25 protein-coding genes and 1 other annotated feature are annotated in these 24,733 nt (G+C 37.3%); of the genes, 8 read left to right on the top strand and 17 right to left on the bottom strand.

Annotation, left to right across the window (positions count from 1 at the left end):
• Positions 1 to 32 precede the first annotated feature (32 nt).
• The 3 genes from tpx to ACZDYH_RS00255 all read right to left on the bottom strand — a co-directional run bounded on the left by tpx (position 33) and on the right by ACZDYH_RS00255 (position 1,714).
• Positions 33 to 533, bottom strand: coding sequence for a thiol peroxidase (gene tpx, locus ACZDYH_RS00265; protein ID WP_000024529.1), 501 nt, complete (start codon positions 531 to 533; stop codon positions 33 to 35).
• A gap of 134 nt (positions 534 to 667) precedes the next feature.
• The gene (gene ytfJ / locus ACZDYH_RS00260; RefSeq protein ID WP_000350003.1) at positions 668 to 1,063 is read right to left on the bottom strand and encodes a GerW family sporulation protein; all 396 of its coding nucleotides are present in this window, start codon (positions 1,061 to 1,063) and stop codon (positions 668 to 670) included.
• A 12-nt stretch (positions 1,064 to 1,075) separates the two neighbouring features.
• The gene (locus ACZDYH_RS00255; RefSeq protein WP_002164419.1) at positions 1,076 to 1,714 is read right to left on the bottom strand and encodes a DUF2953 domain-containing protein; all 639 of its coding nucleotides are present in this window, start codon (positions 1,712 to 1,714) and stop codon (positions 1,076 to 1,078) included.
• A gap of 205 nt (positions 1,715 to 1,919) precedes the next feature.
• On the opposite strand from ACZDYH_RS00255, the gene ACZDYH_RS00250 reads away from it, so the two are divergent.
• Positions 1,920 to 2,723: an NAD kinase gene (locus ACZDYH_RS00250; RefSeq protein ID WP_000785177.1), complete on the top strand. Its 804-nt coding sequence runs from the start codon at positions 1,920 to 1,922 to the stop codon at positions 2,721 to 2,723.
• Positions 2,724 to 2,875: 152 nt separating this feature from the next.
• On the opposite strand, the gene ACZDYH_RS00245 is transcribed toward ACZDYH_RS00250, so the two are convergent.
• The 8 genes from ACZDYH_RS00245 to ACZDYH_RS00210 all read right to left on the bottom strand — a co-directional run bounded on the left by ACZDYH_RS00245 (position 2,876) and on the right by ACZDYH_RS00210 (position 12,617).
• Positions 2,876 to 4,444 carry an amidohydrolase gene (locus ACZDYH_RS00245; protein ID WP_016123446.1) on the bottom strand — a complete coding sequence of 523 codons (1,569 nt, stop codon included), beginning with the start codon at positions 4,442 to 4,444 and terminating at the stop codon, positions 2,876 to 2,878.
• Between the two features lie 71 nt (positions 4,445 to 4,515).
• Entirely contained in the window at positions 4,516 to 4,947 is a 432-nt protein-coding gene (locus ACZDYH_RS00240; protein WP_000600350.1) for a VOC family protein, read from the bottom strand.
• A gap of 102 nt (positions 4,948 to 5,049) precedes the next feature.
• The gene (gene mbcS / locus ACZDYH_RS00235; protein WP_000817766.1) at positions 5,050 to 6,636 is read right to left on the bottom strand and encodes an acyl-CoA synthetase MbcS; all 1,587 of its coding nucleotides are present in this window, start codon (positions 6,634 to 6,636) and stop codon (positions 5,050 to 5,052) included.
• Positions 6,637 to 6,833: 197 nt separating this feature from the next.
• Positions 6,834 to 7,031, bottom strand: coding sequence for an alpha/beta-type small acid-soluble spore protein (locus ACZDYH_RS00230; RefSeq protein ID WP_000091640.1), 198 nt, complete (start codon positions 7,029 to 7,031; stop codon positions 6,834 to 6,836).
• An 80-nt stretch (positions 7,032 to 7,111) separates the two neighbouring features.
• Positions 7,112 to 8,326 carry a tRNA uracil 4-sulfurtransferase ThiI gene (thiI, locus tag ACZDYH_RS00225; protein WP_000922337.1) on the bottom strand — a complete coding sequence of 405 codons (1,215 nt, stop codon included), beginning with the start codon at positions 8,324 to 8,326 and terminating at the stop codon, positions 7,112 to 7,114.
• A gap of 7 nt (positions 8,327 to 8,333) precedes the next feature.
• Positions 8,334 to 9,476 carry a cysteine desulfurase family protein gene (locus tag ACZDYH_RS00220; RefSeq protein ID WP_000638992.1) on the bottom strand — a complete coding sequence of 381 codons (1,143 nt, stop codon included), beginning with the start codon at positions 9,474 to 9,476 and terminating at the stop codon, positions 8,334 to 8,336.
• 378 nt (positions 9,477 to 9,854) lie between these two features.
• Positions 9,855 to 11,567, bottom strand: a complete 1,713-nt coding sequence (ezrA, locus tag ACZDYH_RS00215) for a septation ring formation regulator EzrA (protein WP_000377303.1) — start codon at positions 11,565 to 11,567, stop codon at positions 9,855 to 9,857.
• Between the two features lie 207 nt (positions 11,568 to 11,774).
• A complete protein-coding gene (locus ACZDYH_RS00210) occupies positions 11,775 to 12,617 on the bottom strand; it encodes a LysR family transcriptional regulator (protein ID WP_000362529.1) in 843 nt (280 codons plus the stop codon).
• A 124-nt stretch (positions 12,618 to 12,741) separates the two neighbouring features.
• Here ACZDYH_RS00210 and ACZDYH_RS00205 point away from each other — a divergent pair, with 124 nt between their 5' ends.
• On the top strand, positions 12,742 to 13,686 hold the full coding sequence (locus tag ACZDYH_RS00205) for a DMT family transporter (RefSeq protein WP_016123448.1): 945 nt from the start codon (positions 12,742 to 12,744) through the stop codon (positions 13,684 to 13,686).
• Between the two features lie 11 nt (positions 13,687 to 13,697).
• Here the strand turns inward: ACZDYH_RS00205 and refZ are convergent, their stop codons facing one another.
• Positions 13,698 to 14,336, bottom strand: a complete 639-nt coding sequence (refZ, locus tag ACZDYH_RS00200; protein WP_000814923.1) for a forespore capture DNA-binding protein RefZ — start codon at positions 14,334 to 14,336, stop codon at positions 13,698 to 13,700.
• A 147-nt stretch (positions 14,337 to 14,483) separates the two neighbouring features.
• On the opposite strand from refZ, the gene ACZDYH_RS00195 reads away from it, so the two are divergent.
• Positions 14,484 to 14,963, top strand: a complete 480-nt coding sequence (locus tag ACZDYH_RS00195) for a GAF domain-containing protein (RefSeq protein WP_000494340.1) — start codon at positions 14,484 to 14,486, stop codon at positions 14,961 to 14,963.
• 62 nt (positions 14,964 to 15,025) lie between these two features.
• Here the strand turns inward: ACZDYH_RS00195 and megL are convergent, their stop codons facing one another.
• Positions 15,026 to 16,201: a methionine gamma-lyase gene (megL, locus tag ACZDYH_RS00190; RefSeq protein ID WP_016123449.1), complete on the bottom strand. Its 1,176-nt coding sequence runs from the start codon at positions 16,199 to 16,201 to the stop codon at positions 15,026 to 15,028.
• A 399-nt stretch (positions 16,202 to 16,600) separates the two neighbouring features.
• Between megL and rpsD the strand changes: the two genes are divergently transcribed.
• The 3 genes from rpsD (at position 16,601) to ACZDYH_RS00175 (ending at position 18,603) form a co-directional block, all read left to right on the top strand.
• On the top strand, positions 16,601 to 17,203 hold the full coding sequence (gene rpsD / locus ACZDYH_RS00185) for a 30S ribosomal protein S4 (RefSeq protein WP_000135317.1): 603 nt from the start codon (positions 16,601 to 16,603) through the stop codon (positions 17,201 to 17,203).
• A gap of 581 nt (positions 17,204 to 17,784) precedes the next feature.
• Positions 17,785 to 18,096, top strand: coding sequence for a hypothetical protein (locus ACZDYH_RS00180; protein WP_049106949.1), 312 nt, complete (start codon positions 17,785 to 17,787; stop codon positions 18,094 to 18,096).
• A gap of 24 nt (positions 18,097 to 18,120) precedes the next feature.
• Entirely contained in the window at positions 18,121 to 18,603 is a 483-nt protein-coding gene (locus tag ACZDYH_RS00175; protein ID WP_000823777.1) for a hypothetical protein, read from the top strand.
• A gap of 559 nt (positions 18,604 to 19,162) precedes the next feature.
• Here ACZDYH_RS00175 and ACZDYH_RS00170 read toward each other — a convergent pair.
• Entirely contained in the window at positions 19,163 to 19,291 is a 129-nt protein-coding gene (locus ACZDYH_RS00170; protein WP_053514539.1) for a hypothetical protein, read from the bottom strand.
• A 150-nt stretch (positions 19,292 to 19,441) separates the two neighbouring features.
• Between ACZDYH_RS00170 and ACZDYH_RS00165 the strand changes: the two genes are divergently transcribed.
• A complete protein-coding gene (locus ACZDYH_RS00165; protein ID WP_434712906.1) occupies positions 19,442 to 19,744 on the top strand; it encodes a YjdJ family protein in 303 nt (100 codons plus the stop codon).
• A gap of 79 nt (positions 19,745 to 19,823) precedes the next feature.
• Here the strand turns inward: ACZDYH_RS00165 and tyrS are convergent, their stop codons facing one another.
• From tyrS to acsA, 3 genes are all read right to left on the bottom strand, one after another.
• On the bottom strand, positions 19,824 to 21,080 hold the full coding sequence (tyrS, locus tag ACZDYH_RS00160; RefSeq protein ID WP_000512086.1) for a tyrosine--tRNA ligase: 1,257 nt from the start codon (positions 21,078 to 21,080) through the stop codon (positions 19,824 to 19,826).
• A gap of 70 nt (positions 21,081 to 21,150) precedes the next feature.
• Positions 21,151 to 21,380, bottom strand: a binding site (T-box leader).
• Positions 21,381 to 21,556: 176 nt separating this feature from the next.
• Complete coding sequence (locus ACZDYH_RS00155; protein WP_002026426.1) at positions 21,557 to 22,117, bottom strand: maltose acetyltransferase domain-containing protein; 561 nt, start codon at positions 22,115 to 22,117, stop codon at positions 21,557 to 21,559.
• 84 nt (positions 22,118 to 22,201) lie between these two features.
• On the bottom strand, positions 22,202 to 23,920 hold the full coding sequence (gene acsA / locus ACZDYH_RS00150) for an acetate--CoA ligase (protein WP_000862049.1): 1,719 nt from the start codon (positions 23,918 to 23,920) through the stop codon (positions 22,202 to 22,204).
• Between the two features lie 176 nt (positions 23,921 to 24,096).
• Between acsA and acuA the strand changes: the two genes are divergently transcribed.
• Entirely contained in the window at positions 24,097 to 24,729 is a 633-nt protein-coding gene (gene acuA, locus ACZDYH_RS00145) for an acetoin utilization protein acetyltransferase AcuA (protein ID WP_000581388.1), read from the top strand.
• Positions 24,730 to 24,733 lie beyond the last annotated feature (4 nt).

The following is a 24,733-nucleotide window of genomic DNA, read 5'->3' as shown; positions in this document are numbered from 1 at the left end:
CGACCTCCTTATAAGAGGTCATTTTCTTCACATTACTTCGCAGATTTAGCTGCTTCTAATGCTGCTTCATAGTTTGGATGGCTTGTACCTTCGCTTACGTATTCTACGTAAACTACTTTGTCATTGCTATCTACTACGAATACTGCACGAGCAAGTAAACGAAGCTCTTTCATTACTAAGCCGTAAGCTTCACCGAATGAAAGGTCGCGGTGGTCAGAAAGTGTTACAACATTTTCTAAACCGTTTGCTGCACACCAGCGTTTTTGAGCGAATGGTAAATCAGCGCTAATTGTTAATACTTTCGCGTTTTCAATACCTGCTGCATCTTGGTTAAAACGACGTGTTTGTGCATCACACACACCTGTGTCGATTGAAGGTACAACACTAATTAATTTCACTTCGCCTTTGTATGTTTCTAAACTTACTGGAGATAAGTCGTTTGCTAATACTTGGAAGTTTGGCGCTTGATCGCCAACTTTAACTTCTGTTCCAACTAAAGTCATTGGATTACCTTTAAAAGTTACGTTTGCCACTTGAAAATCCTCCCTTATTTAAACAAAATATGTACAATGTAAATGATAGTTTGTCCCTATCGATAATGCAAATAAAATCGCTTTATTTACAAAAAAATTAAAGAAGCTAACCTATTGATTAGCTTCTTTATTCGTTAAATTTGAAATTCAGGATCATCTTCTTTTCGTTTATCCATCATTTCTTTCACTTTATCAACAGCTTGTGGCGCTAATTCAATTATCTTATCGATGACGTGTGTTTGTTTATCTAAGTGCAATACTTTCACACCATCTCCATTTATAACAAGAAAGGCAACAGGATTAATAGAAACTCCTCCACCACTTCCCCCGCCAAATGGATGACGGCCTGAATGTTCTACTTTACCAAATTCACTTCCACCAGCAGCAAATCCGAAACTTACTTTCGAAACTGTAAGAATTACGCTTCCATCTGCCGCTTTAATTGGGTCACCAACAATTGTATTTACATCAGTCATTTGTTTTAAATGCTGCATTGCTGTTGTCATTAAACCTTGAATTGGATGGTCCATTCTATATCCCCCCTATGCTTGAACAGATTTTTCTGTCATACCAGATCTTTGTCTTCTCATAAATACGAGTAATTTGACGCCAGTTTTTATAGCGCGGAATATACGAAAAGATGCTGTTAACTCGCATCTTGATGCAAATCCTTTCCCTTGAAAAACTGGGGTAATTTCAAATTCTGGTACGTCGACAATATGCATATATTGTCCGACAACTCCAGCAGCCATACCTTTTGTCCCCCATGCATATCCAGTGACAATTCCAGTACTAGCTGCATCGCCTGCTCCAATTTGTGTATGCCATTTCCAACCATTGATTTTCACTCGTTTGAGAAAATCTTTAACAATAGTATGAACTTCTTGAAGCTTTTTTATCAGTTCACCAATGCTGTCAAGTTGCGCCATAATTTTATTATCGAGTCCGCCGTCCTCTTCAGCTTTTTCGATTTTCTGTCCTGTCTTTTTCTGCTGTTTTTCAATTCTTTCCAACACATCAAATGTATATCGAATCATCCATATTTTCACTTGAAGCAAACATTGCTTTTCCATTTCTGAATATAAAAATGTCACCTTAAGTTTTATTTTCGACAATAGTATAAACAAAATAAAAAGAAGAAGAATTATTATTCCAATTACGAGCCACTTCATACGTATCATCCTTTCACTCCGTACCCATTATCGACAAGTTTATTCATCGTTAAACAGAGTTTTATAAGATTGAATATAAAAATTTTTCTAAAAATAAAAAGGTATTTTGACAATTTATATCGAAATATATTATTTGAACATATCATCAGGGAACGGACTCTAATGATATGTAGCACGAAAAACAGAAAATTTAACTGCAGTGGAGGGATACATAATGGCAGATCGTCGCAATTTATTTTTCTTTTATGGTGATGACAAAGCAACGCTCGTTGAAAAAATGAAACCAATCTATCGTATTTTAGAAGAGAATGGATTTACCATATTAGATCATCCAAAAAATGCAAACGCTATCGTCAGTGTTGGAGATGATGCAACCTTCTTACAAGCCGTTCGTAAAACTGGTTTTAGAGAAGATTGCTTATACGCAGGGATTTCTACGAAAGATGAAATTTCTTTCTACTGCGATTTCCATATTGATCACGTTGATACAGCCCTTCAAGAAATTACAAAAAATGAAATTGAAGTGCGAAAATATCCAACAATTCAAGTAGATGTAGATGGCAGTACATCTTTCCATTGTTTAAATGAGTTCTCATTACGTTCTAGCATTATTAAAACATTCGTTGTAGATGTTCATGTTGATGATTTATATTTCGAAACATTTAGAGGGGACGGTTTAGTGGTTTCTACCCCAACAGGAAGTACTGCTTACAATAAATCATTGCATGGTGCAGTTGTTGACCCGCTTATCCCATGTTTCCAAGTAAGCGAACTAGCATCTTTAAACAACAACACTTACCGTACGCTCGGTTCACCTTTCATTTTAAATCACGAACGTACATTAACTTTAAAACTAAGACCAGACGGTAACGATTATCCTGTTATCGGCATGGATAACGAAGCGCTTAGCATTAAACAAGTGGAAAAAGCTGTTGTACGCTTAAGCGATAAACAAATTAAAACAGTTAAATTAAAAAACAATTCTTTCTGGGAAAAAGTACAGAGAACGTTTTTATAAGATTAAAATAACCGCAGAATTATGAAATTCCATAATTCTGCGGTTATTTATTTCCCCCGATTGACGCGAACAATACTCTCTTACTATCCGGCCGTTATTCTTGTCAGTTTTTGTCGGTAATTCGATATATTCCGAAAACCGCTCATATATTTTTACGCATCTTTTCTATAGACAACTTGGCCATCTATTACGGTCATTTCTGCTTGTACTTCTTTTATTTCTTCTGCCTCAATTTCAAAAATATTGCGGTCTAATATTGTAAAATCTGCTTCATATCCTTTTGCAATTTGCCCTCGCTTCGCTTCTTTTCCGATTGCATAGGCACTTCCTGTTGTAAATAAAGAAACAGCCTCATAAACCGTTAATCTTTCCTCAGGCATATAGCATATACCGTCAATAAAACTTCTACGTGTAACAGCGCTATATATGCCTAGAAACGGATTCACTTGTTCAATAGGAGCATCTGAGCCACCGTTGCAGTGTAATCCTGCCTCCAGTAACGTCTTCCAAGCGTACGCATAACGAAGACGGTGCTCGCCTAGTTTTTCAATGACTGACGGAAAATCTGATGAAAGAAAGACTGGCTGTATATCGATAATGGCTTGCAAGTTTTTCATTCTTTCTATCAACTCTTCACGAGCAAGCTGACAATGAATAATACGGTCACGTAACCCTTCTGCTGGTGGATATAATTCGAGTGCATCAATGACATATTCAAGCGATAAGTCACCGATAGTATGAATCGCAACTGGCATATGTAAATCTCGTGCTTTCTTTACTAATTCCGCAAGTTCTTCACGTGAGAAAATCGCAACTCCATTTGTTTCCTTCGCATCTTCATACGGTTCACTTAATAATGCTGTTCTTCCGCCAAAAGAACCGTCAGAGAAAATTTTCATTGCTCCAAATTCAATACAATGTTCATTTTCATATTCTTTTCGTTCATGTGCTACTTCATGGTGAACGAGCAAATGGGCTTTAAATGGCATTTCTTTTATAACGTGAGAAAACGCATTATATGTTTTTCTAAAACCACCATAATAATTTAAATCTTCCGTATGCCCGCCAACAAGTCCGTATTTCCAGCAATCTTTAATCGCTGTTTGCAGAGCTCTTTGTAAATAAGCTTCATCAATTTCTGGCTGAACATGTTTAATTAATTCTTGCCCTTGTTCATATAAAAGCCCTGTTAACTTATTTGATGAATCTCTACCAATTTTCCCGCCTTTTGGATCTTCTGCCTTTTCTGTTATATTCGCTTCTTGCAGTATGTATGAATTCACCCATGTAACGTGACGACAAACTCGCTTTAATAAAATGGGATGTTCTTTCGAAATTTCATCTAAATCACGCGCATGAACATCTTTCGTATCTGTAAAGTTATTTTCATTCCATCCTTCTCCAATAATCCAAGAGCCCTTTGGAGCTTCTTCCACTCGCTTCTGAACAAGAGTAAGCACTTCGCCATAAGATGTACAATTTGATAAATCTAGACGGAGTAATCTCTCTCCATGCCCAATAAGATGCATATGACTATCAACGAGACCTGGGATCATTGTTTTGCCTTTTAAATCGTACAATGTAACCGCGGCATATTGGTTTTCTAACTCTTCTTTACTTCCAACATCAACGATCGTACCGTTTTCAACGTAAACAGCGTCCACTTTTTCATTTTCTTCTCTCACTGTGTAAATGGTGCCGCCATACCAAATTTCTCCCATATATCCCATCTCCTTTATTTTTTATTGTATAAAAAAAAGCACCATTTCAAAACATGGTGCTTTTCTAAAAATTACTTTTGTTCGGTAGTAGATGTTGTAACTTGCCATTCAATATTAAATTTATCTTTTACTTGTCCGTATGCTGGGCTCCAGAATGTTTCTTGAAGTGGCATGATAACTTCTCCACCTTCTTGTAACTTATCGAATACTTCTTTTGCTTTTTCTGCATTACTAATTTGAATTGCGATTGTTACTTGAGATCCGATTGCATGCCCTTGACCTGGGAATGTATCAGAAATCATAAGATCCGTATTACCAACTTTTAAAGTAGCGTGTAAAACGCGCTCTTTCGCTTCAGCTGGAATCGGGTATTCTGGATTTTCAGGCATGTCACCAAAAGTTTGCATGACTTCTACTTTTGCATCTAAAGCCTCTTTATAAAACTGTACAGCTTCTTGCCCACTACCATCTAAAACTAAGTACGGATTAATACCTAAAATCATACGGACACCTCTTTTTTAAATTTATAAAATCGAACTTGTGTTCGTTTTTATTTTATCATTGATTTACATTTCATTCAACTATTTACTTCACTGTTTTCAAAATTATTTTGACGGAATCTCCATCTCTTGTTTTCTAAGTTCAATACGGCGAATTTTTCCAGAAATCGTTTTTGGTAGTTCATCTACAAATTCAATTTTGCGAGGGTATTTATATGGTGCAGTGAGTTCTTTGACGTGTTGTTGGAGTGTTGGAATTAATATTTCTTCGTTCTTTTCTATATTCTCTCTTAATACGATAAATGCCTTCACGACACTTCCACGAATTTCATCAGGACTTGCGACAACTGCACATTCTCTTACGTAAGGATGTTTTACAAGTGCATCCTCTACTTCAAACGGCCCGATTGTATAACCAGAGCTAATAATGATATCATCGCCGCGCCCTTCAAACCAGAAGTAGCCGTCTTCATCTTTCTTCGCTTTATCACCTGTAATATAATAATCACCGCGAAATTGCATCGCTGTACGCTCATCGTCTTTGTAATATTGTTTAAAGAGGGCCGGCGTTTCAATGTGAACTGCAATATCACCAACTTCGCCTACTTTAACTGGAGTACCTTCCTCATTTACGATATCGACATGGTTACCTGGCGTTGGTTTCCCCATTGATCCTGGTCTAATATCCATCCCTTTCATTACACCAACAAGTAATGTGTTTTCCGTTTGCCCATAGCCGTCTCTCACTGTAATATGAAAGTGCTTTTTGAACGTTTCAATGACTTCTCTATTTAACGGCTCACCTGCCGATACAGCGCTATGTAGTGCCTCTAAATTGTACTGGCTTAAATCTTCTACCTTTGCCATTAATCTATACTCAGTCGGTGTACAACAAAGTACATTCACCTTATTATCGTCTAATAAGTTTAGGTACGTTTTCGGTTCAAACTTACCGTGATATACAAACCCTGTTGCCCCTGATCCTAAAGTTGCTAAAAACGGGCTCCAAATCCACTTTTGCCAGCCTGGACTAGCTGTTGCCCATACAATATCATTCTCTTCAATTCCGAGCCAATTTGGAGCGCTCGTACGTAAATGAGCGTATGCCCACGCATGTGTATGAACGACACCTTTTGGATTTCCTGTCGTTCCTGACGTGTAAGATAAAAAGACCATATCTTCTTTATCTGTCTTCGCCATTTCTAACATGTCACTCTCTGTTTCTAACGCTGTTTTTAAATTAATCCATCCATCTACTGACTGCTCGCTCAGGACAAATTTTCGAAGAGATTCCATCGCTTCTATATCATCAAACTGCCTAATATACGGCTCATAGCTTACTATCGCTTTTACTTCTCCATGTCCAATTCGATATTCTATATCTTTTTTACGTAACATTTCCGAGCTTGGAATTACGACAAATCCTGCTTTAATAGCAGCAATATACGTCATGTACGCTTCAATTAAACGCGGCATCATAATGAGAAGCTTGTCCCCTTTTTGCAAACCACTTTTTATAAAAGCGTTTCCAATTTTATTCGCACCTTGCATTAATTCAGCGTATGTAACTTCCCTTCGATTCCCTTTATCATCTTGCCAAATTAAAGCTAACTTCCCTTTATCACCTGTATATTTCTCTATTTCAGAAACTAAATTATAAGACGGTGGCGCCAACAATTCTTCTCGCTTCATAAAATATCCTCCCTTTTCTTTATGCCTCCTTTATATAATAAAGAATTTTCAGTTAATTTTGAACCCTCTTCTTTTGACAAATTTTTCAGTTCTGTCGAATTAGTAAACGAAATTACATCGACTTACCGACAAATAGCGACACAACACAAAAAAAGAAAGAGCGGGAGAACCCGCTCTTTCTAAGCCATCATATGGGATTATTTTTGGTAACCGCCTAATTGTTGCTCAGCTAGTGAAACTAGACGTTTAGTGATTTCACCACCAACAGAACCGTTAGCGCGAGCTGTTGCATCAGCTCCAAGTTGAACACCAAACTCTTGAGCGATTTCGTATTTCATTTGGTCTAATGCTGATTCAGCACCAGGAACCGCTAATTTATTTGTGCTACGTGACATGTTATATCACCTCCTTGTGAGTATAGAGTGTGATAAATAACATGACTTCATACACGTTTTAGATATGGTAATTTATGGTTTTAGAAAAGTTCTTCAAATTTTTCTTCTTCCGCCACTACTTCTACCGTTTGTAATACCATTGTTTCTTTGTTCGCTACAGCTTCATCGATTAATGGTGTGAAATCGTATTTCGCTTCAAAACGATTTGCTTTTTCACGTTTCGGCTTCGTCGCTGGGCTTGCTGGTGTGAATACAGTACAGCAATCTTCATATGGACGAATTGAAATATCATACGTGCCGATTTCTTCAGCGATTTTAATAATCTCTAATTTATCCATCGTAATAAGCGGACGAATAACTGGGTAGTTTGTTACTTCGTTAATCGTATGCATACTATCTAACGTTTGGCTTGCTACTTGTCCAAGACTTTCACCAGTCGTAATTGCAAGTGCGTTACGCTCCTCAGCAATGCGTTCTGTAATACGCATCATCATACGGCGCATAACCGTCATTGAATAGCTAGATGGGATTTCTTTATTAATCGTTTTTTGCACTTCTGTAAACGGAACAAGGTGAAGCGTTACTCGTTTACAATACTTCGTTAACTCTTGTGCTAAATCGATTACTTTTTGTTTTGCACGCTCACTTGTGAAAGGTGGACTATGGAAGTGAACTGCTTCCACAGATACGCCGCGTTTCATCGTTAAGTAAGCTGCTACTGGGCTATCAATACCACCAGAAAGAAGTACCATTACTTTTCCGCCAACGCCAACTGGTAAACCGCCAGCTCCCATACGCTCATCGCACATGATATAGCTATAGCCACTGCGGATCTCTACGCGTACATTTACATCTGGATTATGAACATCTACTGTAATATCTTCTGTATTTTCTAGAATGTGTCCGCCAATCTCAGGTAATAATTCCATCGTTCTCATTGGGAAATGCTTATAAGAACGGTGTACAGTAATTTTAAATGTTTTCACATCACCTTTTACTTGTAAGAAAGCTGCTAATGCACCTTCTTTAATGTCTTCTAATTCTGATGGTACTTTCATCGCTAAGTTAAACTTATGAATACCAAATACATCCTTCAATCTTTCAGAGACTGCTTCATGATCTTCACCATTTAACTGGATGTACATACGATCATGTGTTGCATCGATTTTAATATTTGGGAATTTTTTCAGTTTGAACTTCACGTTATCTTTTAATGTGCTTACAAACTTAGAACGGTTCTTACCTTTTGTCGTCATTTCTCCGTAACGCACTAAAATATATTCATATTTCAACATAATTTCTTTACCTCATCACTTCATATAATTTTGGCATCGTCTCTTTTACAATACCTTCAAATTGTTTTACTTCTTCCATTGTGTTTTCTGGTGCCAAACTAATACGAATAGCGCTTGCAGCTGCTGCATGCGGCACTCCCATTGACACTAACACTCTGCTCACTTCATTTGCTTTTGAAGAACAAGCAGATTTCGTTGACACATATACACCGTGTTCTTCTAAAGCATGAACGACTACTTCTGGTTTTAAACCAACAAATGATACATTTAAAATGTGCGGTGCTGCATATGCAAGCGACGTGTTAATCGTTACATCTTCCATCTCTTTAAAGAAACGAACAAGCTCTGCTTGTAAACTTTGCAAATGAGCTACCTTTTCTTTCACTTGTTCCATTGTCATACGAAGTGCTTTCACCATCGCTACAATGCCAGGTAAATTTTCTGTACCAGAACGATACTTAAGCTCTTGTTGACCACCTGATAAAATCGGATCTAATCTTACGCCATCGCGTACATAAAGAAGACCCGTTCCTTTTACACTGTGGAATTTATGTCCAGATATTGAGCAAAGATCAATATGAGACGCATATAAATCAAGCGGTACTTTCCCTATCCCTTGTACATGATCTACATGGAATCTTATTTTCGGATGATTCGATAATAACGTTCCAATTTCAGCAACGGGCTGAATTGCTCCAGTTTCGTTGTTCACATGAATAATTGACACAAGAATCGTATCTTCACGAAGTGCTCGTTTCACATCTTCTACCGACACAACACCATGCTCGTTAACCGGTAAATATGTTACATCAAACCCGAGTTCTTCTAATTGCTTATATGCCTCAAACACAGACGCGTGTTCAATATTTGTTGTAATGATATGTTTGCCACGCGAACGATTCCTCATCGCTATCCCTTTAATCGCAAGGTTATTCCCTTCCGTTCCACCTGATGTAAAAATAATTTCAGAAGGTTTAACACGAAGAAGCTGCGCTGCAATCGTTCTTGATTGTGTTAATAGACGCTCTGCCTCTCCTCCAAGCGAATGAATAGAAGAAGGATTACCAAAATATTTCCCAGCAACCGTCACGTACGATTGAAGAGCTTCTGGATATGGCTTCGTCGTCGCACTATTATCAAAATAGATCATCGTTCTTCCCCTTTCAGCGCTATCACATCGTATAATCATATCATAAATACGTGTCATTACGCTAAGACTACGCAAAGGTTCCATTTTATCTCGATTGGTGAAGGCTAATAATTGTCGAGGATGCCCTCCTATTACAGTTTCACTTTATCCCGCATGAACGGGCAATAAGACTCTCACCTCAAAATCCAGTTAGAGCAAAGAAGTTAGGTAGGAGTCGGGCTGTCCGTAAATGCCCGATTGGTGAAGGCTAGTAATCAATGGGGATGAATCCTCCTACTGATTACAGTTTCACTTTATTTTGAAACGAATAACCTTGCTGTATTCCGCTATTCATTATAGCAACATCGTCTGCAAAATTACACAAAAAAACAAACCCTTTTATGAAAGGGTTTGTTCATTGTCTACATATTCAGCTATTTTTTGAACAACGCCAGGTTCAAGTTGCTCTAATACTGAAGCCGCTTGTTCTAAAGCTGCATCGTATTGGTATTCACGGAATAATTTCTCAGCATAATTTAAACTTTCTGCTAGGTTTTCATCATGACTACGGTAACGGTTACCGTACTGAATTAATTTTTCCACTAAATATGCTTGTCCAATTAACTCTTCTGTCATTTCAGCCACACCGTTCACAGTTGTGTATGCTTCTTCTAAACTGCTATTTACAGCGTTCATATTTAACGGCTTCACTTCTAATTGTTCATATACAGCTTGCATTGCCATTTGCCCTCTTTTTAAATCTTCCATAATACTCTCTGGAAGACCTGGCAAATTCGACTTTTGCATAAAGCGTTTCGTTTCGAAAATAGTATTTCGCATTTCTTGTAACTTCTCACGTGCTTCAAATTCTTCTTTGCGCATCGCTTGCAGCATTTCTTTATATTCTGCATGAAGTACTTTTAACGTTTCACATTGCTCATAAACCTCTTCTAGTTCCTCACGAATAATAGAGAAGGCAATATCTTGTTCTGCAACGCGTAATTGTAGCATTTCAAAACGTTTCGTTAAAATGTGCATTTGCTTTTCAATTACTTTTTGAGACTCAATGTCTTTATCTTGTAACTGATAGCTTTGTTTCACAAGTTGTGTTTCTGTTTTCGTTTCAATCGTTTCGATACGCATTTCTTCTAAGTCATCGTAAACAGAAAGTGTTTTTTGCTCCACATAATGTCTCGCATGTACTTCTTGTTCCAATTGATCGTAGAAGCCATCTAAACGTGTTTTTAAGTTTTCTACTTTTTCAGCCGCTTCTGTTATATGAAGCTCCTGTATATCCATTAAACATGTTTGTAGTTGTTTCGTCATATCGCGAACTTCTTTAGGGACTTCCAAATAATCTAATACATAACCTTGTCTTACCATATCATTATGTCCGTGTAATAAATCTTCCAGCTGAACTGGTAACGTCGCTTGACACTCTACCAATAAATCTGGAATTTGGTGAATAATGATTTCTAAATCTGCTAAACCTTCTTCCAAACTAATAACAATTTCTCTCGCTTTTAAATAGTCGCCATTGTTTGTTGCTTCTTCAAAGGTTTTAAATTTCTCAGATTCAGCGTCTAGCATCTCTTCGATTTTCTGCTCTGCTGCTCCATACATATGTCTATGAGCAAGAACACTCTTTTTCATACTACGATATGTATCACGTAACCCTTCAATTTCCGAGCTATTTTTCTCATGGCTTTCTAACAATTGCTGTAATTCATTTAAAATGTCAGTAATACGATTATCAGCGTCATCTAAACCACTTATGGATTCGTTCATCGCATGCTTTGCTTTTCGGAAGGAGAATTGCGAGGCGAATTTTCGCGCTTGCGCTAAATCTTTGTCAGCTTTCGGAAGGGTTGTTGATACAATTTCATCCCATTCTTCACGCCATTTACCAAACAGTTCTTCTGTTTGACCCGTCATGTTTAAATCTTTTACCCGTTTTAGTTCATCTGCCACAGGTTTATCTTTTATCTCTTGTTTCCACTGCTCTAGTGCTTCAATATCTTTATATGAACGATTTCTTATCACAAGCTCTATCATGAGCAGCACTAGAATAGAGCTTACTACAATGATAACGATCGTCAGGATAGAATCCATGCAAAAAAGCCTCCTAGTTATATCTCTTTTTTTGTCCGTTCCGTTTATGAAATGGAAGGCATTATGTATAAAAAGGGAATTCCCCTATATTTAACAACTAACAATGTACTAATCATACCATGTAATGGTTTGTTTTTGACCTAGTTTTTTTTAAAATTTCATGTTTCTTTCAATGTGATTGTAATCTTTCTCAATATTCCGCCTACCTCACTCCCTATCCTCAAATGATTGTAATAACAAACAATCTTTCGTATGGGATACGAAATAAATTTTCCGCATGAGTGGTGGTTCAACAGAAATTACATGTACATTTCCTTGCCTTACAGACTGCTCTACTGCCCTTTCTGGAAGTAACGTGATACCAAGGCCAGCTTTTACCATTGCAAGCATCGGTTCTGCGTAAGATGTTTCCACAGCTATAGTTGGTTTTACACCTATTTCATGAAACATGTTCATAATCATTTTCCTTACATCACATATTTCTGGATATACAATTAATTTTTCATTGTGCAGCTCTTCTATTTGAATGACTATCTTCTCTTTGTACGGATGATTATTTGAAACGGCACAAACAATTTTCTCTTGTTGCACTTCTTTTATATACGTAGCACCTTCTACTACTGAATCGATGAACATCGCGTCAATCTCCCGCGCTTTAAATAAATCTCTTAATACTTCCGTATGCCCGATTTGCCATTCCACTTCGAACTCATCACCTAATATATCTTTACATTCTGATATGTAATGCTCCGCTAAACTCGGTAGTATACCAATTGAAAACTTCCGGTTCTCTTGATACCCCCTCATTTCTGTTTTCACTTCATTTATTTGCTCCAAAATCGGTAACATTCTTTTTATAAATAACTCTCCTGCCTCCGTTAACTCTACTCCTTGCGCAGAACGTTTAAGTAAAGTAACCTCTAAATCCGCTTCTAACTTTTGAATTTGTTTACTAAGCGCTGGTTGTGATATATGTAAAATCTTACTTGCCTTTGATAAACTTCGCGTATGCTTCACTTCAATAAACGATCGTACTGCCTCCAAATCCATCGTACACACCTCTAACAAAAAGTTATAACCGTTATAAGAAATCGATATTTCCTCCTATAAACAATTACTCTTTATACTTATTTCATCAACTTACTATAACGAAATGTAAAGGGGAAAGATACTCTTGAACAAAAAACAAATGCTACTCGGATCCTTTCTATGCTTACTCGCCGTCACTGCCTGGGGATTTATGTTTCCTGTAATGGCAAGTGCTCTGCAATTTATCGATCCATTCTTCTTCACAACGCTTCGCTATGGATCAGCAGCTATTATTTTTCTTATTTTGCTATTAATTACTGAAGGAAAGACTTCACTCCGCTTAGAAAAAAGAACACTTTCTCTATTCTTTTACGGGACAGTCGGTTTCGCGGGGTATGGTTTTCTCGTTTTCTACGGACAGCAACTTGCCGGACCTTCCGGAGCAATCCATGCAGCTATGATTCAATCCCTTATGCCACTGATTGCCTTATCACTGCAATGGATAACCCAAAATCGCCGCCCACAAAACTATACATTCCTTTGTATGTTCGTTGCATTACTTGGTGTTATGCTTGTCATTTCAAAAGGAAATATTGAATTACTATTTGGAGCTGCAAGCCACTTATCAACAAATATATTGATGCTATGCGGCGTTACTTGCTGGGTCATTTATACAAACGGGGCTGCTCGTTTTCAATCTTGGTCACCACTTAGGTACACGACATTAACTTGTTTATTTGGCTCCATTTCACTCATCGTTATTGTTACTTTCTTAACGTACACAAATATAGTTACTATGCCGTCACTGCGTACAGTTGTGAGCGTTCGTTTTGAGCTCTTTTATATGTCGATTATCGCAGGCGTTATCGCTGTATTTTGCTGGAATATGGGAAATCGCTATATTTCATCTATTAACGGCATATTATTTATGAATTTAGTTCCTATCCTTGCACTCATTGGTTCTATCTTTCGAGGTTATACAGTCGATAAAATTGAAATCGCTGGAGCTGCATTAACAATTATCGCGCTATTATGTAACAATTTATGGCAAAGAAAAGTAAACATAAAAATCCCCACCTCAGTTCGTTAGGTGGGGATTCTTCACATATGAACAGCTCTTGGCCATTCATGGTACATATTCGCTTTACATAATGCTTGTTCCATCCATTGCTCAATCTCTTTCGTATACATTTCTATGAAAAATGTCTCAGACGGGAAAGAATGGAGTACTTCTGATATATATTGTGGATATAAAAACGGCATACTTATCATACCTTTTAATTGCGTCATAAACATTGTAAATGATACTTTCTGAAATTCTTGTTTCATTTGTCCTTGTCTAATCATTTGTTCTATATAATATCTTTCTTTAGAAAAATAAACGGTCATCACTTCACGAATTAATGTCGTATCAAGCGAAAGCTCTCGGTAGAAGAAACGTGTTAGTTCTCTATTTTCAAATTGATATCGTAAAATCCCGCGCACCATTTGCACCATTACATCTTTAGCCGACAAATACTCTCTCTGTTCAAACGACATTTCAATCACATGAATATATCCTTCTAAAAAATCAGTAATAAGCTGTTCTAATAAACCTTGCTTCCCAGCAAAATAATATGAAATATTCGCTACATTCACATCCGCTCGCTTTGCAATGTCTCGCACCGACGTTCCATCATAACCTTTCGTATTAAACAACGATATTGCCGCATCAATTACTTTTTGTTTCGTCTGCTTCATGCGCTCACTTCCCCTCACTGAACAGCTATAGTTTAAATTTCTTGACTTTTAAGACAAATTCCTTTAATTTTCTATCGACAAAGTCATGTGAAATACATCGTATTTTGCTAATATTTTACACATCTCGATAAAAAAGGAGCTGTTTCCATGTTTACTAAAGAAAGTTATGCAGGATCTCGTGTGCAGCAATATGAGACAGTAATTAAACAACTGGATGCGTTATTAACTGGCGAATCAAACGTAGTCGCAAACTTATCAAATGCTTCCGCATTATTAAACCAATTTTTAGATCGCGTTAATTGGGTTGGCTTTTACGTAACAGAAGGAAATCAGCTTGTCCTTGGACCGTTCCAAGGAATGCCTGCTTGCGTACGCATTCCATTTGGACGAGGCGTTTGCGGCGTAGCAGCTGAAACGAAAACAACACAGCTTGTAGCAGACGTTCACCAATTCCCAGGTCACATCGCTTGCGATAGTGCTTCTAATTCAGAAATCGTTGTACCAATTGTGAAAGAAGGAGCTGTCATTGGTGTACTTGACATTGATAGTCCCGAAAAGAATCGTTTCGATGAAGTAGATCAGCGCTATTTAGAAAAGTTTGTGGAAACACTCCTAAAACATATGTAAAAAGAAAAGAGCGAGTTATCGATTTAGTACGTCCTGTACAAAACCGATAGCTCACTCTTTTTTTATTGATTAACAGTAGATATTTTCTTTAATGCCTGCTCTAAATCAGAAACGATATCCTCCCATGATTCTAAACCGACTGATAAGCGTATTAAATTATCGAAAATGCCCATTTCTTTTCTTAGTTCAGCTGGAATCGCAGCGTGCGTCATCGTTGCTGGATGCTGAATTAACGTTTCTGTATCTCCTAAACTCACCGCAATTGTAATAAAGTGAAGATCATTAATAAGCGCTTGCGTCTCTTCTTTTCCGCCTTTTACTGAAAAAGAAATAACACCGCCCCCGCGTTTCATTTGACGAGATGCTAACTCTCCTTCTGGATACCAAACATCTTCTACCGCATCATGTTTTCTTAAGAACGATACAATTTTTTCTGCATTATCACAATGACGATCCATTCTTACTGCTAACGTCTTTAACCCGCGTAATAATAACCATGCATCAAACGGTGCCATAATACCGCCGATATCCTTTCGCATCGGGCGAATCTTTTCAGCTAATGCTTTCGTTTTACAAATCGTTACACCCGCCACAACGTCGCCATGACCACCAATATATTTTGTCGCACTATGCACAACAGCATCACAGCCAAGCTCAAGCGGTCTTTGTAAATAAGGTGAACAAAATGTATTATCAACAATAACAAGTAAACCTTTTCGCTTCGCAACCCGAATCACTTGTTTTAAATCAATTAATTTCATTGTCGGATTAATTGGTGTTTCAACGAAAATAAGCTTTGTATTTGGGCGAATTTTATTTTCAATATCAACCTCTGTCTCCATATCACAAAACGAATGCGTAATCATAAATTTTTCTTCTAACACTTCTAAAAAACCGTACGTGCATCCGTATAATCCATTTGAACAAATAATATGATCTCCAGCCTTTAAAAAACCGATTAAAGTCGCTGAAATAGCTGCCATACCAGATCCGAAGGCAAGTGCCTCTTCTCCTCCTTCTAACACCGCCATACGTTCTTCAAATAATTTCACAGTTGGATTTCCAAGCCGTGAGTAAATATAAGATGGATCCACTCCCGCAAAACTCGCCTCTCCTTGCTGCGCAGTCTCAAATGTAAATGTAGAAGTTTGAAATAAAGGTGGTGTTAAACTTCCTTTATGTTCCTCAGGTGTATAACCGTGATGAATTAACGCTGTCTCCATATGCTTCTTTTTCATAAAAACATCCCCCTTATGTTTTTATTGCCGCATATTCATCCATAAAAATTTGATGAACGTTTTCCTTCATTTTATGTAAGCGTTTTATTTGTGTTTCTATCTCTTCTTCTATATTGTTTTAAATTCCTTCTTATATTAATTTCCAAAATTTTTATGCATAAAACAAAAACGTACTCGCTTGACGAAACTCTGGGTAAAAGATATAATAGCGTTTGTGTAAAATAAAAAGGCAGCCTTGTAATGTGAGTTTATCGTTTGTATTTTGTTCCTCTACGGAGGTGTATCTCGTAACTCCCTGCTGCTGGAGCGAAGGTACATGAAAACAAAATGCCCGTAAATATCGATTACGTCTGTTTTTATTTTACGTAAATAAAAACATTTTTAAAGGAGGAGTCAACTATGGCTCGTTATACAGGTCCAGCTTGGAAACTGTCTCGTCGTCTTGGAATCTCTCTAAGCGGCACAGGAAAAGAATTAGAAAAACGCCCTTACGCACCAGGTCCTCACGGTCCTAACCAACGTAAGAAACTTTCAGAATACGGTTTACAATTACAAGAGAAACAAAAACTTCGTCACATGTACGGCATGACTGAGCGTCAATTCCGTCGCACATTTGACCAAGCAGGTAAAATGCCTGGTAAGCACGGCGAAAACTTCATGATCCTTCTTGAAGCTCGTCTTGACAACTTAGTTTACCGTATGGGCTTAGCTCGCACTCGTCGTGCAGCTCGCCAATTAGTAAACCACGGTCACATCATGGTTGATGGCGCTCGCGTAGATATCCCATCTTACCGTGTAAAACCTGGTCAAACTATCAGCGTTCGCGAAAAATCTAACAGCCTTGTTGTTGTTAAAGAAGCGATCGAAGTTAACAACTTCGTACCAGAATACTTAACTTTCGATGCTGACAAATTAGAAGCTACTTACACTCGTCACGCTGAGCGTTCTGAGTTACCAGCTGAAATCAACGAAGCATTAATCGTAGAGTTCTACTCTCGTTAATCTCGGTACTCTGAAAAGAGTCGTATTAAAAGCCTTAGGAACCTTGTTAATTCAAGGTTCCTGGGCTTTTTTTATTGAATATAACCGATTATATGTATAGAAACAGACCAATGTAACAAAATAAAAAAGAACTGCAAGTCTATAGTTAATAAAACTTAACCCCCTCTCTAGAATTCCATCCATTTTTTATCCACATTAATAAAAACCTCCCTCTTCTTCTAACACTTAAAAACACTACATTCTATCCCATAACTCATTTTCCTTTGCTATACTCTCCTTTTCTTAACATTATTTTTACAACGTATTTATTTGCACATAATCTATATCTTCCCTTTTCTATTTACATTCAACCTTAAAAACCTCTTCATTACCAGATCATCCGAATGAGATTAAAAAACTTAATGGACGAGTACCTCTTTAATCGTTAAATCATCAGAATATTACGTTTACAATCCCCCTCTTAAATTGGTATTATTTTCTTGTAAGGGGAGGGAAAGTTCATGTCTTTAAATATGTATCTCGGTGAAGTACAAACTAAAGCAGAGGGTTTTGCAAAGGAAATGTAAAAAGTAACTCTGATTATGGAAAAGGATAAAACTTTACTAACAAACCAAGAAAAAGTAAAAGCGCAACTTGAAAAGGTGTATGCGGAGTCTAAGAAATTACAAGACATTAAACCGCCTAAACAATACGAAAACTTGCAAATGGAATTGAAAAAGTCTTTAATTCTTTATGAGAAGTCAAGGGATAAGATATTAGAATCGGTAGACGAAATAAGTGAGACTAAGGCAGACATTGGTACAAAGAGTCTAAATGAAGCAATGGGGATGTTTGGTAAAGCAATAGACGATATTCGAGCATTAGACGAACAAAGTGTAAGTGAAGTAGAATAATAAATACTAAAGGGGTATGAGAAAATGAAACGTAAACTATTAACTTTAGCGATTCCAATGTTGTTAATAACAGGGGTAGGTTGTGAGTCAAACGATAAAAAGAAAGACGAAGTAATGGAAGCTTCTGTTAAAGAAAACAAGAAAGAAGACTATAATAAGAATGCAACATACTTACTTAAAGATTACACTGAACAAACGGAAGAAATAAAAGACCTTGTAGATAGCAGAAAATCTAATAAGAAGAAGGCTGAAAAGTTAAAAGAGTTATCGAAACCTTATTTCGAATTAATTGATAAGATTGATAAACTAGATTATAAGTTAGCTGAAGACAATAAAACACCGATAAACATAAGTAAAGCAATGTTATTCTCGAAATCAGGGGTAGAAAACATGCAGACAGGTTTAGAAGAGGATGATAAAGATACAATTGAATTCGCTAAAAAGGATTTAGACGAAGCTTCTGAGTTAGTAGACAAAGCAACAAAAGAACTAAGTAAAAAGAAATAACACAAAGGGGTATATGTCAATGAAACGTAAACTATTAACTTCAGCTATGCCTGTTATGTTGTTAGCAGGTTGTACAACAGAGGCATATGGACTTACACAGTCAGAGTTACGAAAAGTGGACAAAGAATATTAATCAAATAAACTAACAATAAATTAGAAGGTCTTTTCATGAGTTGTGGCTTTTATTATGTAATACTTACAGAGTTTCATAGACATTTCACCCCCCTTCATTTTTAAAAAAATAGTGCAGCTATTGATGTGCCCCTACGCTACCTACCCTCCCCAGAGGACAAACTTTTTTTGACAGGGGGGACTTAATATTAAAAAGATTAAATCAAAAAAACAGCCTTTGAGATGCCTCACTATGTTCCATACAAATCCTCCTGTTTATAACGGTTTATTTTTATCAATTTATCAGTTCATATTAATTATACTTGTTTCTTCTACAAACCCTCTATTAAATAGCTCACTTACTAAATTTGAATCCTATGCATACAAAAAAGCTACCGAAGACACCAAAACAGTTACTTCGAGTAGCTTTTATTTATATATATTAAAATTATTTATTTTCCTCTTTTTGAACATATACATAAGCATCTTTCTGCTCTTTATGTACATCCATCTTCGAATTCTCTGCAAGTTGACCCGCGTTTAGCAAAGAAAAAATAATGAGCGCTTCTAGTGACATTTTGTTTTACCACTCCTTTCTATTTGTTATACATTTATCATACCGCTTACATGTGATTTCCGTATGAACTCGAAAAGGAGATTACAACAAAAAGGTTACAGGAATATGAATGCACGCTATAATAACCATTAAATAGGAGGTTGATTCGTTTTGACAATAAATCAAATGGTTCAGTTGGGTAGTGCATGTATGTTGTTTATTACTTCCGCACTTATTAATTGGTATCAGGGAAGTAATTTAATAGATGATCCTGATGAATGGAAATATAGTGCCAAGTTTACGAATTACTTTAAAGGCACCGTTTCAAATTACGAAGATATTTATCAAATCGATTTCTTTATACATGCGGCAAAATTTTATCCAACAGCATTTATTGTTATGCTTATTAGCTTACTTTATATGCTCGTATTAATTCTTCATATTCTATTTACAAGATCTCGTGAGGCAATCTAAATTTATACATAAAAAACCCCGAATCATAGAATTTTCAGCCTACAATTCGGGGTACTATTTGTTTTATATTCGTTTCTGATTAGTAACGAATTAAGAAATATTTCTTTTTACCGCGGCGAATGATTGTGAATTTACCTTCGATGCGGTCGTTTTCTGTTACAACGTAGTCTAATGCTTGTGTACGCTCACCGTTTACGTAGATTGCGCCATTCGTTACATCTTCACGTGCTTGACGTTTTGATGGAGAGATTTTGCTTTCTACAAGTAAGTCGATTAATACTGTATCTTCTGCAGTACGTTCTACAGATGGTACGTCTTTGAATCCTTGTTCGATTTCGCTTGCAGTTAGTTCTGCTACAGAACCACTGAATAATGCAGCTGAAATTTTAATCGCTTGCTCTAATGCTTCTTCGCCGTGAACAAGTTTTGTCATTTCTGCACCTAATGCTTTTTGTGCTGCACGTTTTTCTGGCGCTTCAGCTACTTGCTTTTCAAGCTCAAGAATTTCTTCATGAGATAAGAATGTGAAGTATTTTAAGTATTTAACAACGTCGCGGTCATCTGTGTTAATCCAGAATTGGTAGAACTCGTAAGGAGTCGTTTTCTCTGGGTCTAACCAAATTGCGCCGCCTTCTGTTTTACCAAACTTCGTACCGTCAGATTTAGTAACAAGTGGAATTGTTAAACCGAATGCTTTCGCATCTTCTTCTGATTTACGGATTAATTCAAGACCAGCTGTAATGTTACCCCATTGGTCACTACCACCGATTTGCAGACGGCAATTATGTTGTTGGTATAAGTTTAAGAAGTCGTATGATTGTAAAATCATGTAACTGAACTCAGTGAATGAAATACCAGTTTCTAAACGAGATGCTACCGTATCTTTTGCTAACATATAGTTTAAACCGAAGTTTTTACCAATATCGCGTAAGAATGAAATGACATCTAAGCTACCAAGCCAGTCGTAGTTGTTAGCCATCGTTGCTGGGTTGTCCACGTTTTCAAACTCTAAGAAGTTTGAAAGTTGGTTTTTAATGCTTTCTGTGTAGTAAGCAACTGTATCTTTCGTATTTAATGTACGCTCTGCTTTTTTACCACTTGGATCACCGATCATACCAGTACCACCGCCAACAAGTGCGATTGGTTGGTGACCAGCTAATTGGAAACGACGTAACATTAATACTGGTAACATATGACCGATGTGTAAGCTATCCGCTGTCGGGTCGAAACCACAGTATAATTTAACGCTTTCTTTTTCTAATAATTGCTCAAGGCCCTCAGCGTCTGTTTGCTGATTAATTAGACCGCGAAATTCAAGATCTTGTAAAATACCCATATCCTACATACTCTCCTTTAAGTTCATTACTGGCGTGAAGGTTAAAAACATAAAAAAATCGCCCCTTCAAATAAGGGACGATTTTGATTATCGCGTTACCACCCTAGTTGCAGACCAAAAAAAGCCTACCACCTTATTTACATAACGGCTTAGCACCGTCTCTTCCCTTTTGAATACAATTCAATCGAAAAAAGATGCTCTAGGGGCGTAATTCGCGATCATCTATGTGCTGATTTTCACCGGCCATCAGCTCTCTAAAACAGGGAAATGATCACTACTTCTCCCTTTCCACGCTCAATTATTCATATACTTTTCTTTATACCATCATTTATATAGGCGTGTCAAATAGAGGTCAGGTTTCCCTTCTTGTCAATCCTTTACAACGTCGCAAAGAGTAATTTATTAGATATAAAAAAGCCTCCCTCATCTATTCTTTCATAAATGTATACAGACGAGGAAGGCACTTCGTTCAAATATTATTTTAGTTTTTTTATAATCTTTGCAGGATTCCCGCCAACTACTACATTATTAGGCACATCTTTCGTTACGACAGCACCAGATGCGATCACCGCATTGTCTCCAATTGTTACACCTGGATTAATAATTGCTCTTCCGCCAATCCATACGTTATCGCCAATTGTAACTGGTTTTCCGTATTCTGATCCGCTTATACGCTCTACCGGATCAAGTGGGTGCGTTGCTGTATAAATGTGAACACCTGGAGCTAACATACAGTTCACTCCGATTGTTACCGGGCATACGTCTAAAATCGTACAGTCAAAGTTCGCGTAAAAATTTTCGCCAACGTGAATGTTATAGCCGTAATCACATCTAAAAGAAGATTCAAGATGAATATTATCTCCTGTCGTTCCGAATAATTCTTTTACGATTTCGCTACGCTCTTTTAATTGCTCTTCTGGCGTATCATTTAATTTTCTCGTTAATATACGTGCTTGCTCTCTTTCTTGTACTAAAACTGGATCAGCCGGTATGTACATTTCTCCTAGTATCATCTTTTCCTTTTCTGTTTTCATCATACTATCCCCTTTAACTTATATATACAAGTTCATGATATCATAAAAAAGAAAGGCCTGAACATTTTTCGTTCAGACCTTTCCCTCTTAATCTTCCATCGTTGATAAGTCACCTGTTGGTAAATTCAGCTCCCACGCTTTTAATACGCGGCGCATAATTTTACCACTTCTCGTTTTCGGTAATTTATCTCTAAATTCAATTTGTCGTGGCGCTGCATGAGCTGCTAGGCCTTTCTTTACAAATTGACGAATTTCTTCTTTTAATTCATCAGATGGTTCGTATCCTGCTCGAAGTGCGATAAATGCTTTAATAATTTCGCCGCGCACCGGATCAGGAATACCAATTACACCAGCTTCTGCAACAGCAGCATGCTCGATTAATTTACTTTCTACTTCAAACGGACCAACGCGCTCACCTGACGTCATAATTACATCGTCGATACGTCCTTGGAACCAGAAGTATCCATCTTCATCCATATAGGCAGAGTCACCTGATACGTACCAATCTCCCGGCATGAAATAAGATTCATATTTTTGCTGGTTATTCCAGATCCCGCGCATCATAGATGGCCAACCTTTCGCAATTGCTAAGTTACCCATTGTGTAAGGAGGCACTTCATTTCCTTCATTATCAACAATCGCTGCTTTCACACCTGGAATTGGTTTACCCATTGAACCTGGACGGATTTCCATACAAGGGTAGTTACAAATTACTTGTCCACCTGTTTCTGTCATCCACCACGTATCATGAATACGAAGTCCAAATGCATTCATACCCCAGCGAATTACTTCTGGATTTAACGGCTCACCAACGCTTAATACGTGACGAACTTGTGATAAGTCATATTTTTTAATTGCGTCTTGTCCAGCTCCCATTAACATACGGAATGCTGTTGGGGCGCTGTACCAAACCGTCACACCGTAATCTTGCAGTGCTTCATACCAAGCTTCTGGACTAAAGCGTCCACCTAAAATAACATTTGACGCTCCAACTAACCACGGTGCGAAAATACCGTAAGCTGTTCCAGTTACCCAGCCCGGGTCAGCAGTACACCAATATACATCGTCTTCTTTTAAATCTAATACCCACTTCGCCGTTTGATAGTGCTGAACCATTGCGTTTTGCGCATGAAGCACGCCTTTTGGCTTACCAGTAGAACCAGACGTGTAATGTAGAATCAAACCGTCTTCACGGCCTAACCATTCAATATGTAATTCTTTTGAAGCTTGTTCAAATAACGGATTGAAAGCTACCGTTTTACCGCCTTCTTCTACATTATCTCCAACAAGGAAAACTGTTTTTAAAGCCGGTAAATCATTTAATGGTACGCGCTCTAACAATTCAGGCGTTGTAATTAACACCTTTGCTTCGCTATCTTCTAAGCGATCGCGAACTGCGCCTTCCATAAATGCTTCAAATAGCGGTCCAACAATTGCTCCTAATTTCACTGCACCTAAAAGTGCGAAATATAACTCTGGAGAACGTGGCATAAAAATAAAAACGCGATCGCCTTTTTCTACATCGCCATAATTCTTAAGGACGTTTCCTGCTTTATTAGAAAAATCCTTCATTTCCTTAAATGTATATTTCTCTTTTCGCGATCCATCTTGATAATAAAGAGCTACTTTATTCTTTCGATCGGATTTCGCATGCTTATCAATTGCCTCATACGCCATATTTACTCGGCCTGTTTCATTCCAAGTAAAGTTTTTATTAACCTCTTCCCAGTTAAAATTCGCGTATGCCTCATCATAATTCGGCAAATTATTTTCTCCTTTAATGACAGGAAGCGTTTCTACTTTCATACTTTACATCCCCCTCCTATGTATTCTATTATCTATTATAATGACATTATTTAAAATTTTCAGTATATTTGTTGATTTTTAGACAAATTTTTAATGACAAATTTCGATTCACATCGCATATATTATAAAGTACGATATTAATAGATTCACAAACCCTCAAGGTGGTGAGCAATACATTGATTCATAAAAAAATATATAATGCTAGAAACTTAAAAACAGCGAAAGGCACTTTAATTATTGAAGGTCCTGTCTCTACACATAACTTAGAAATGTATGAGTTTCATCCAGACTTAATTGCGTTTCGTCCTGCCGAGCAACAATATAAAGCAATTGTCGAAATTTCTAAATTACCAGAAGCTCGTCTCATTATTGCTAGACATGACCAAACAATTGTTGGATATGTTACATACTTGTATCCTGATCCACTTGAACGATGGTCAGAAGGAAAAATGGAAAACTTAATTGAGCTTGGGGCAATTGAAGTAGTCCCAGCCTTCCGCGGGAGTTCTGTCGGAAAGAACTTACTAGAGGTTTCTATGATGGACGATTATATGGAAGATTACATTATATTGACGACTGAATATTATTGGCACTGGGATTTGAAACAAACAGGATTGAATGTGTGGGAATACCGAAAAGTAATGGAGAAGATGATGAATGCTGGCGGGTTACAATGGATGGCTACAGACGATCCTGAAATTTGTTCACATCCTGCCAACTGTTTAATGGTCCGCATCGGTAAACGCGTTGATACGGATTCTATTCAAGCTTTTGATCGTCTACGTTTTCACAATCGTTTTATGTATTAATAAA

The organism is Bacillus sp. EB V-12 (genome assembly GCF_056158125.1).
This window is presented reverse-complemented; position numbering and strand designations above follow the sequence as displayed.

Excerpts from the sequence above, each read along its gene's own strand:
- ytfJ (WP_000350003.1), bottom strand. The coding sequence starts at position 1,063 with ATGGACCATCCAATTCAAGGTTTAATGACAACAGCAATGCAGCATTTA.
- ACZDYH_RS00170 (WP_053514539.1), bottom strand. The coding sequence starts at position 19,291 with ATGTCACTAGAAGCGCTCATTATTTTTTCTTTGCTAAACGCGGGTCAA.
- mbcS (WP_000817766.1), bottom strand. The coding sequence starts at position 6,636 with ATGAAGCGAGAAGAATTGTTGGCGCCACCGTCTTATAATTTAGTTTCT.
- thiI (WP_000922337.1), bottom strand. The coding sequence starts at position 8,326 with ATGTTGAAATATGAATATATTTTAGTGCGTTACGGAGAAATGACGACA.
- ACZDYH_RS00245 (WP_016123446.1), bottom strand. The coding sequence starts at position 4,444 with ATGGGAGAAATTTGGTATGGCGGCACCATTTACACAGTGAGAGAAGAA.
- ACZDYH_RS00180 (WP_049106949.1), top strand. The coding sequence starts at position 17,785 with ATGGAAAAGGATAAAACTTTACTAACAAACCAAGAAAAAGTAAAAGCG.
- acsA (WP_000862049.1), bottom strand. The coding sequence starts at position 23,920 with ATGAAAGTAGAAACGCTTCCTGTCATTAAAGGAGAAAATAATTTGCCG.
- ACZDYH_RS00175 (WP_000823777.1), top strand. The coding sequence starts at position 18,121 with ATGAAACGTAAACTATTAACTTTAGCGATTCCAATGTTGTTAATAACA.
- ezrA (WP_000377303.1), bottom strand. The coding sequence starts at position 11,567 with ATGGATTCTATCCTGACGATCGTTATCATTGTAGTAAGCTCTATTCTA.
- megL (WP_016123449.1), bottom strand. The coding sequence starts at position 16,201 with ATGAAAAAGAAGCATATGGAGACAGCGTTAATTCATCACGGTTATACA.
- ACZDYH_RS00230 (WP_000091640.1), bottom strand. The coding sequence starts at position 7,031 with ATGTCACGTAGCACAAATAAATTAGCGGTTCCTGGTGCTGAATCAGCA.
- ACZDYH_RS00255 (WP_002164419.1), bottom strand. The coding sequence starts at position 1,714 with ATGATACGTATGAAGTGGCTCGTAATTGGAATAATAATTCTTCTTCTT.
- ACZDYH_RS00155 (WP_002026426.1), bottom strand. The coding sequence starts at position 22,117 with ATGATGAAAACAGAAAAGGAAAAGATGATACTAGGAGAAATGTACATA.
- ACZDYH_RS00210 (WP_000362529.1), bottom strand. The coding sequence starts at position 12,617 with ATGGATTTGGAGGCAGTACGATCGTTTATTGAAGTGAAGCATACGCGA.
- tyrS (WP_000512086.1), bottom strand. The coding sequence starts at position 21,080 with ATGGGTATTTTACAAGATCTTGAATTTCGCGGTCTAATTAATCAGCAA.
- rpsD (WP_000135317.1), top strand. The coding sequence starts at position 16,601 with ATGGCTCGTTATACAGGTCCAGCTTGGAAACTGTCTCGTCGTCTTGGA.
- ACZDYH_RS00195 (WP_000494340.1), top strand. The coding sequence starts at position 14,484 with ATGTTTACTAAAGAAAGTTATGCAGGATCTCGTGTGCAGCAATATGAG.
- ACZDYH_RS00250 (WP_000785177.1), top strand. The coding sequence starts at position 1,920 with ATGGCAGATCGTCGCAATTTATTTTTCTTTTATGGTGATGACAAAGCA.
- refZ (WP_000814923.1), bottom strand. The coding sequence starts at position 14,336 with ATGAAGCAGACGAAACAAAAAGTAATTGATGCGGCAATATCGTTGTTT.
- ACZDYH_RS00240 (WP_000600350.1), bottom strand. The coding sequence starts at position 4,947 with ATGATTTTAGGTATTAATCCGTACTTAGTTTTAGATGGTAGTGGGCAA.
- ACZDYH_RS00220 (WP_000638992.1), bottom strand. The coding sequence starts at position 9,476 with ATGATCTATTTTGATAATAGTGCGACGACGAAGCCATATCCAGAAGCT.